This window comes from Metapseudomonas otitidis, from assembly GCF_900111835.1.
In the GTDB taxonomy this organism is placed as follows: domain Bacteria; phylum Pseudomonadota; class Gammaproteobacteria; order Pseudomonadales; family Pseudomonadaceae; genus Metapseudomonas; species Metapseudomonas otitidis.
In genome coordinates this window covers 63020-69744 of record NZ_FOJP01000028.1, presented here as the reverse complement: position 1 = coordinate 69744, position 6725 = coordinate 63020, and the positions used below count along the sequence as shown (strand labels likewise).

Sequence of the window (6725 nt, the reverse complement as noted above, 5' to 3'; positions counted from 1 at the left end):
GTCGATAGTTTGGGCTAGATGCTCGATATGCTCGCCACGAGCAGCCCAATCTTGCTCAATTAACTCTGCTTGTCCTGCCTGCTTCTGTAGGGCATTCCGTAGAGTGTCGATAGTTTGGGCTAGATGCTCGATATACTCGCCACGAGCAGCCCAATCTTGCTTGAACGTCGCTAAGTGCTCAGCCTGTCCTTTTAACGCCTCTTCTAGTACCTGGATTCGATCTAGCTGTGAAGATTGAAGCGCTTCGATAGCACTGAAGCTGTACCCACGATGATATTGAGCAATATCTAATTCATCGGGCACTTGTGCTCCTACTTCGTAGCCATAGCGCCGAAGCCAGCATTCGATATCTTCTGGTAATGGAGGATGGAAAATATCTTCGTTTCGACGCCAGGCCTGGACATTCTCCATGAAAACGGCCGTATCCTTACGTTTTTGCCAGGAGTTGTACGCCTGCGATGAAATCTGTTGCATATCAAATTTACAGAATTGGTCATAATCGATGAAATTGCTAGGATCCAGCATTTTCGGATCGAAATCGACACCAAGAAATGCGCAGATCCTACGCATTTCGGACTCTGTATTAGAGGCCAGATCCTCGTATTTAACCTCTAAGTAAGAACTCGAATTGAAATACAGGGTTGCATCTAATGCTATCTTCTTAATCTCTCGCTGCCATCTCGCCAAATTCAGGCGTGGCGAAGTGTGCCACCAAGGAGTCCTTGTAAAAGACAGGGCAACATCGCGCCCATCTCGAATCATATGGATAACTTTCGCTTCAGGAAAGAAGCTGCATAAAAGATCCAGGCGCGATCCATACCAAGGCGTTTGCTCAATCAGCCAGGATTTTCCATGTCTTTCTGCAATAGCAGAATAAAAGGAGGTTACAAATTCGCGCAATGAGCCTTTTGGAGTGTCTTCGCGATTGCAGAACTCGTGATAGTCAAAAAACATCTCAAGCTTGTGCGGGCAGCCCTGTTCGATGATTTTAACAAGATTTTTGCTATCTAGCTCTGAGGACGTTGCCAGTGAAAAAGCCTCGGTTAGTCGGTTGCCATTATCCGAATATTCAAATAATAGCTGTATTTCAGGAGGAACGCAGATCTCGGTATGACTGTTTAACATCTGCCCTAGCCAAGACGTGCCGCAACGCCCAGTACCGACAATGAAAGCTGTTTTAACTGGGGGGCTCATTTTAGCTCCTCAAGTTTCAGCTCTGCGAACTGATGCACTTGCGACCAAATACGAGCCTTTTCCCAGCGTCCCACCCGAAAAACCACAGCATCATTGATCAGGTCTACGAATTCGGCGGACTCATTCTCAACGATGGTTGAAGAAATATTCACTCGCAGTGAATAGTTCCCCTCTTGCAGAGGCAACCGGAAAAGATATTCGGCGATGTATTTGCCACCTGGACGGGTCACTAGATACGGTTGATCAACATGTTGAAATCCACATCCAGTTATATTGTTCTTCTTTTCGTCGAAAATGCTGGCGTTGACCGAAATTTCTTTCTCTGAATAGGCCTCAAAATAGATCCGAATCTTAACCTGCTGATTAAATTCAATATGAGTTACTGGTTCATCCTGAAGGTTTAATAACTCCACCGACCTAGCCTTGACCTCTCCGGTACCATAGCGAAACTGGGCCACACGAGCCTCAAACTCAGCGCAGATATTAAATGACTGTTTGTCGCTTACCGGTACTGCCGTTTTTTTTTCGGAATATTTGGCGAAGGCCTGGGAAACCCGAGCGAACCGGCGGTGCTCTTCATTCATCTCTTCACGCATAGAGCGAACGTAGAGCTCTGTTACGTCGGCCGATGCGCCCACGGCCACGACTTTACCTCCATCGAGATAGATGCAACGGGAGCAGAGACTCTTCACCGTTCCGACATCGTGACTTACGAACAGAATAGTTGCACCACTTTCTTTGATGCGGGTCAGGGCTGTCATGCACTTTGCCTGAAAATTCATGTCGCCGACGGAAAGTGCCTCATCAACAATCATGATTTCCGGGTCGGACATAATATTGGCTGCAAATGCAAGCCGAACGAACATTCCGCTGGAGTAAGTCTTGACCGGCTGCTCCATGAACATACCGATATCAGCAAAGTTTGCGATGTTGTCGAAGCGCGCATCAATTTCATCACGACTCAAGCCAAGAATGGCGCCATTCATGTAGACGTTTTCACGCCCAGTGAACTCAGGATTGAAGCCAGAGCCAAGCTCCAAGAGTGCGGCAATTCGTCCATTCGTTGTGATCGAGCCTGCTGTCTGATTGAGAGTGCCGCATATAATCTGTAGTAGCGTTGACTTACCGCTGCCGTTACGCCCGATTATACCGACAGTTTCACCTTTCCCAATCTCGAACGATACGTCCCGCAACGACCAAAACTCATTGAAATACTGTTTCGGCTGCATTCCAAGCGCACGCCGCACTTTAGGATAAAGTGACTGTTTCAAGCGATCTTGAGGCTTGTCGTAAACCTGGTAGCATTTGCTAAGGTTCTCTACCTTGATGGCTATATCAGAGGACATCTGCAAACCCCTTACGTGTCTTTTGGAACCACACGAAACCCAGCCATGCAAGTACTGCGGACCCTAGCAGATAGGTGCCTAGAAACCCCAAATCAGGAACAACACCCCAAAACAGCACATTACGCGCACTTTCGACTACCGAAGTGAGTGGATTGATCATAAGCAACCACCTGTATTCTTGAGGTAGTGCACTGACAGGATAAAAAATTGGCGATAAAAACATTATGAGTGTGATTAAAATGCCCACAAACTGACTGACGTCACGGAGATATACGCCCAGGGAGGCAAGCCCCCAAGACAACCCCATAATCAGAAAAATTAAAGGCAATATAACAAGAGGCAATAATAGCACCGTGAGATGAGGGACTCCGAATAGGATCAGATACGCAGTTAACCATACACCTAGACTGACAATGGCATGGAATAGTGCTGACCCAAGAGAAACCCAGGGCAAAATATCCAAAGGAAAAACAACTTTCTTAACATAGTTAGAGTTGGTCAGTATTAACGATGGCCCTTTCCCTATACATTCGGCGAATATGTTAAACATAATAAGCCCAGGAAACAGCACCATGCCGAATTCCGTCATAGAGGTACTTTCCGAACTCCAGCGCGCTTTGAAAATTACGCTGAATACGAATGTGTAAACCGTCAGCATGAGTGCAGGTGTGATTAATGACCAGAACACGCCCATGATCGAGCCACGATAGCGACCCAGTATCTCGCGTTGTATGAGGCTTTTCACTAAACGTCGATTGCGCCAGAGGCTACCTAGCATCTCACGCGGTGAGGCTGAAAACTGCTTCATCTGTAGACCTCAGAATCGAGAAAGTGTGCACCCTTCGCGTCCTTTTCCGAGAGTGCCGGCTCGACATTAATAGGCCAGTCGATCGACAGAGTCTGGTCATTCCAGATGATGCAGCGCTCGCAGTGCGGAGTATAATAGTCGGTAGTTTTATAGAGAAATTCGGCATAGTCGCTAAGAACGACGAAGCCATGAGCAAAGCCCTCCGGAACCCAGATTTGCCGCTTATTCTCAGAACTTAGGATTTCACCGACCCACTTACCAAAGGTTGGTGAATTTTTACGTAAGTCGACTGCAACATCGAAAACTTCGCCCTGCACGACCCGCACCAGCTTTCCCTGCGGTTGCTGGATCTGATAGTGCAAGCCTCGTAAAACGTTCTTCACCGAGCGTGAGTGGTTGTCCTGCACGAAAGTAACCGGTTTACCGACAGCCTCTTCAAAGCGGCGGTGATTGAAGCTTTCAAAGAAGAACCCTCGATCGTCGCCAAATACCTTGGGCTCGAGCAGAATTACATCGGGAATGGCTAAAGGCGTCGCTTTCATCAGTAAACGGTCTCGCTCAGTAGTCGTTTGAGGTATTGCCCGTAGCCATTCTTGGCTAGCGGCGCTGCAAGTATTTCAAGCTGATCTGCCGTAATCCATTTCTGGCGATAGGCAATTTCTTCCGGGCAGGCGACTTTCAAGCCCTGGCGGTTTTCAAGGGTGGCGATGAACTGACTGGCCTCCAGCAGCGACTCATGGGTACCGGTATCCAGCCAGGCGTATCCGCGCCCCATGATTTCAACGCTGAGTTGGCCCTGCTCCAGATAGAGGCGATTGAGGTCGGTGATTTCAAGCTCGCCACGCGGCGAGGGCTTGAGGCTTTTGGCCAGCTCTACGACCTGATTGTCATAGAAGTAGAGGCCGGTAACGGCATAGCTGGATTTCGGCACCGCCGGTTTCTCTTCAAGGCTGATGGCCTTGCCCTGAGCATCGAACTCGACCACACCATAACGCTCGGGGTCATGTACGTGGTAAGCGAACACACTTGCGCCTTGTTCACGTGACATCGCGCTCAACAGCAACTCTTGGAAATGATGGCCGTGGTAGATGTTGTCACCCAGCACCAACGCCGCCAGATCGTTGCCAATGAAATCTTCACCGATCAGAAAAGCCTGGGCCAGCCCATCCGGCGATGCCTGTATTGCATAGGAAAGGCTGAATCCCCACTTGCTACCGTCGCCCAATAGCTGTTCGAAACGTGGGGTGTCTTGGGGCGTAGAAATGATCAGGATTTCACGAATACCCGCCAGCATCAGGGTGGTCAGCGGGTAATAGATCATCGGCTTGTCATAAACCGGCAGGAGTTGCTTGGAGATCGCCAGGGTTGCAGGGTGCAGACGAGTACCTGAGCCGCCAGCCAGAATGATGCCTTTACGTTTCAACATGTTCATTTCTCTAGTACTTCTGTGAGCATCCGTGCCACACCGACCTGCCATTCGGGCAAGCTCAGCGCAAAGGCCTTTTGCAGTTTCTGTGTATCGAGCCGTGAGTTGTTCGGCCGCTTGGCCGGGGTCGGATAGGCGCTGCTGGGAATAGCTGCAACCTGGTCGCCGTGTACCTTGAGTTCGACACCTTTGGCCGCAGCCCGCTCCAGAACGAAGCGCGCATAGGCATGCCAGTTGGTCTCACCAGACGCAGCAAGGTGATACAGCCCGCCCAACTGGGGCTGTTTCAGGGTCGAACGAATGAGATGTGCGCTGATATCTGCCAGCAGATCAGCCCCGGTCGGCGCACCGAACTGGTCAGCAATCACGCTGAGGCTATCGCGCTCACGGGCCAGACGTAAGATGGTCTTGGCAAAGTTGTTACCGCGCGCGGCGTATACCCAACTGGTGCGCAGGATCAAATGCAGGCAGCCAGTTGCTTGGATTGCGCGCTCACCTGCCAGCTTGCTAGCGCCATATTGGTTGAGGGGGGCAGCGGCATCCGTTTCGCACCAGGGGCGTTCACCATCGCCTGCAAACACGTAGTCGGTGGAGTAGTGGATCAGCAAACTACCCAACTGTTTGGCCTCGCGCGCCAAAACAGCAACAGCCTCAGCATTCACACGAAAGGCTAGCTCAGTATCGCTTTCGGCCTTATCAACAGCGGTATAGGCCGCAGCATTGACTATTACATCTGGCGCGAAGCGCTGCACTGTCTCTGCCAAGCCGCCGAGGTCAGCTAGGTCGCCGCAATAGTCGCTGCTTTTGGAGTCAAGAGCCAGCACGCAGCCCAATGCGGCCAGGCTGCGCTGCAACTCCCAGCCAACCTGGCCGTTTTTACCTAGCAGCAGTATTTTCATTCACTGCGTCCACGATAGTTGGTCTCCATCCACTGGCGGTAATCGCCGGACAGCACGTTGTTTACCCAAGCTTGATTATCCAAATACCACTGCACTGTCTTGCGAATACCGGTTTCAAAGGTTTCGGCGGGTTTCCAGCCCAGTTCAGTGGCAAGTTTGGTCGCATCAATCGCATAGCGGCGGTCGTGTCCCGGGCGATCTGCAACATAGGCAATCTGCTGCTGATACGGTTGGCCGTCTGCGCGCGGTTGCAGTTCATCCAGCAGGGCACATATGGTGCGTACGATTTCCAGGTTGGGCTTCTCGTTCCAGCCACCCACGTTGTAGGTCTCGCCCACAACGCCTGCTTCAAGCACTCGGCGTATTGCACTGCAGTGATCCTTGACATAAAGCCAGTCGCGGATCTGTTGCCCGTCGCCATATACCGGCAGAGTTTTACCGGCTAGGGCGTTGACGATCATCAGCGGAATGAGCTTCTCCGGGAAATGGTACGGACCATAGTTGTTCGAACAATTGGTGGTCAGCACCGGCAGGCCGTAGGTGTGATGGTAGGCACGCACCAAGTGATCGCTGGCCGCCTTGCTGGCCGAATACGGGCTGTTGGGCTCGTACTGATGTTTTTCGGTAAATGCTGGCTCCTCTTTATCTAATGAGCCGTAGACCTCATCTGTGGATACATGGAGGAAACGAAACGCGTGATGAGGCGTCCAATAAGCCCTCACTGCTTCCAGCAGGCGGAAGGTACCAACGATGTTGGTCTCGATGAAGTCTTCCGGCCCATGTATGGATCGGTCTACATGAGACTCTGCAGCGAAGTTGAGAACGGCCCTCGGCTGATATTCAGCCAGCAGGCGTGCCACTAAGGCGCTGTCACCGATATCGCCTTGGACAAATAGATGTCTGGCGTCCCCTTCCAGGCTGGCGAGGTTTTCTAGGTTGCCAGCGTATGTCAGTTTATCCAGGTTGATTACGGGCTCATCTGACTGAGCCAGCCAGTCGAGCACAAAGTTACTGCCGATGAAACCGGCTCCACCAGTTACAAGAATAGTCAT

Annotated in this window: 7 protein-coding genes; all 7 read right to left on the bottom strand. The window is 51.0% G+C overall.

Annotation, left to right across the window (positions count from 1 at the left end):
- Positions 1–1194, bottom strand: a 1194-nt coding sequence (locus BM198_RS29430; RefSeq protein WP_139233720.1) for a sulfotransferase family protein, incomplete at its 3' end; no start/stop codon positions are given.
- Complete coding sequence (locus tag BM198_RS27380) at positions 1191–2540, bottom strand: ABC transporter ATP-binding protein (protein WP_074973894.1); 1350 nt, start codon at positions 2538–2540, stop codon at positions 1191–1193. The genes BM198_RS29430 and BM198_RS27380, both read right to left, overlap by 4 nt.
- Positions 2530–3348 (bottom strand): ABC transporter permease, encoded by an 819-nt coding sequence (locus BM198_RS27375; RefSeq protein WP_074973892.1) that lies wholly within the window; start codon positions 3346–3348, stop codon positions 2530–2532. Before BM198_RS27375 ends, BM198_RS27380 begins: the two co-directional genes overlap by 11 nt.
- On the bottom strand, positions 3345–3890 hold the full coding sequence (rfbC, locus tag BM198_RS27370; RefSeq protein WP_074973890.1) for a dTDP-4-dehydrorhamnose 3,5-epimerase: 546 nt from the start codon (positions 3888–3890) through the stop codon (positions 3345–3347). Before rfbC ends, BM198_RS27375 begins: the two co-directional genes overlap by 4 nt.
- Positions 3890–4771: a glucose-1-phosphate thymidylyltransferase RfbA gene (gene rfbA, locus BM198_RS27365; protein WP_074973900.1), complete on the bottom strand. Its 882-nt coding sequence runs from the start codon at positions 4769–4771 to the stop codon at positions 3890–3892. The genes rfbC and rfbA overlap by 1 nt, the downstream gene beginning before the upstream one ends.
- Before the next feature lie 5 nt (positions 4772–4776).
- Positions 4777–5673 carry a dTDP-4-dehydrorhamnose reductase gene (rfbD, locus tag BM198_RS27360; RefSeq protein WP_074973888.1) on the bottom strand — a complete coding sequence of 299 codons (897 nt, stop codon included), beginning with the start codon at positions 5671–5673 and terminating at the stop codon, positions 4777–4779.
- The gene (rfbB, locus tag BM198_RS27355; protein ID WP_074973886.1) at positions 5670–6725 is read right to left on the bottom strand and encodes a dTDP-glucose 4,6-dehydratase; all 1056 of its coding nucleotides are present in this window, start codon (positions 6723–6725) and stop codon (positions 5670–5672) included. Before rfbB ends, rfbD begins: the two co-directional genes overlap by 4 nt.